The 1,483-nt window shown below is 40.8% G+C and carries 1 pseudogene; it reads right to left on the reverse strand.

Annotation, left to right across the window (positions count from 1 at the left end):
* Window positions 1–1,131 (reverse strand): annotated as a pseudogene (locus QUA07_RS29870) (IS4 family transposase); the annotation flags it as partial.
* Window positions 1,132–1,483 lie beyond the last annotated feature (352 nt).

The raw sequence follows: 1,483 nt of genomic DNA on the forward strand, positions 1-1,483 counted from the left end.
TGTTGATGAGCTACATAAAAATGGTAAAGACCCCGGTAAATCATTTCTAATGAAATCGAATCTATTGGTAAAGAGAGTTGGTCAGCAACGGCATCACCTAAATCGACCAAGAGCGCATAAAATATCCAAGTCCCCCAAATTTGGAGCTGAATGCCGTTGAGAGAACCCGTCCACAAATAACTTAAGCCCAAGAGTCTTTTGACGGTATTAAAAGCATCTTCAATCCGAAGAGCGCCTACGATATAAATCTGCCACAACGTAGGGAGGTAATACATGAGGATCTAGTACGCTTGTTAAATAAGAATGCCAAATCTTACCTGAACGAACTTCAATCAGACGTAAGGTAATAAATGGAGTTTTTGCAGTTCCTGACCCGAGACGAATTCGACTATCTCGCAGGTCGTAACTCTTGGTAAATACTTGTTATAATTTAATTGATGCTCCTTTTTTTAAGCGAGTAATTAAGTGGATATCTCGTTCAATTAATTTGAGCAAAAAGCTAAAATGATAAAATCCTCTATCCAGTAAGAGTAAGGTTTGAGTTGGCACTAATTGCAGGAAATTTTCTTCAAGCTTAACATCAGAAGCTCTCGGGTTTTCCTGAAACCAAACTTCAACAGGTAGCCGGGTCATTAAATCTATGACTGTTGCCATTTTTCCTGCCAACTGCCCTCGCGGTATATCTTCCAGACTTTTGAGCTTGCAAAACAATGCTTCGAGCGTTGAGCTATCCACTATCCAAATTCTCGAAAATTTGGTCAATGCAAATTGAATGCTTTCTGGTAGAGGTCGTTGGTTTCTCTTGTACCAAGCAGTTCTTAAAATTGGTAATAAATTTTTGAAGACTCCCTCAAATAAGGTGGCAGGAAAACTTAAAAATCTTTGAGACATTGCTTGTTGAGTAACTGTCGTAGGTCGGCACCACAAAAAACCTTCTCTTGCCAGCATTCTTGTGAGTTCTGTCACTCCAGCTACGTCTCGCCACAGCAAGGTTAATACTGCTGCTACCATTAATGGTAAGTTGAGAATTCTCCCTCGTAAACCCAGTTGGCGGTAGTAATTTTCTTGTGAGGTGATGGCTGGTGTTAGTAATGCAGATAGTTGCGAAGCGATTACCTCTTCTTCTACCATTGGCCTGTGAGTTTTTTTGGCGTGGTCACGGTTGGTTTTTTGACTCTTGACCATATTTGCTGACCTACACAATCGCTCAATTATTTGTCAATTCTATCAGTTGATAATACCAACGCCTGCAATTCTCATGCGACTCCGGCGCTGCCGTGCGCTTGCGGTGCAACTATTATCGATCGCCTGCAACTAGAGCGAGTGAACAACTTATTTATAATGATAATCACTGGTGGTGGAGAGTCCGCCGTCGGCGGACTCTCCACTCTTACTCCCTTGTTTGATTATCATTATTATTCAATTATATTTCTACACAAAGGGGTATTGACAAAATCTACTCTTTTCTAACTTGTTACCAATG

It is taken from the genome of Microcoleus sp. T3_A4 (assembly GCF_036700465.1).
Lineage (GTDB): Bacteria > Cyanobacteriota > Cyanobacteriia > Cyanobacteriales > Microcoleaceae > Microcoleus.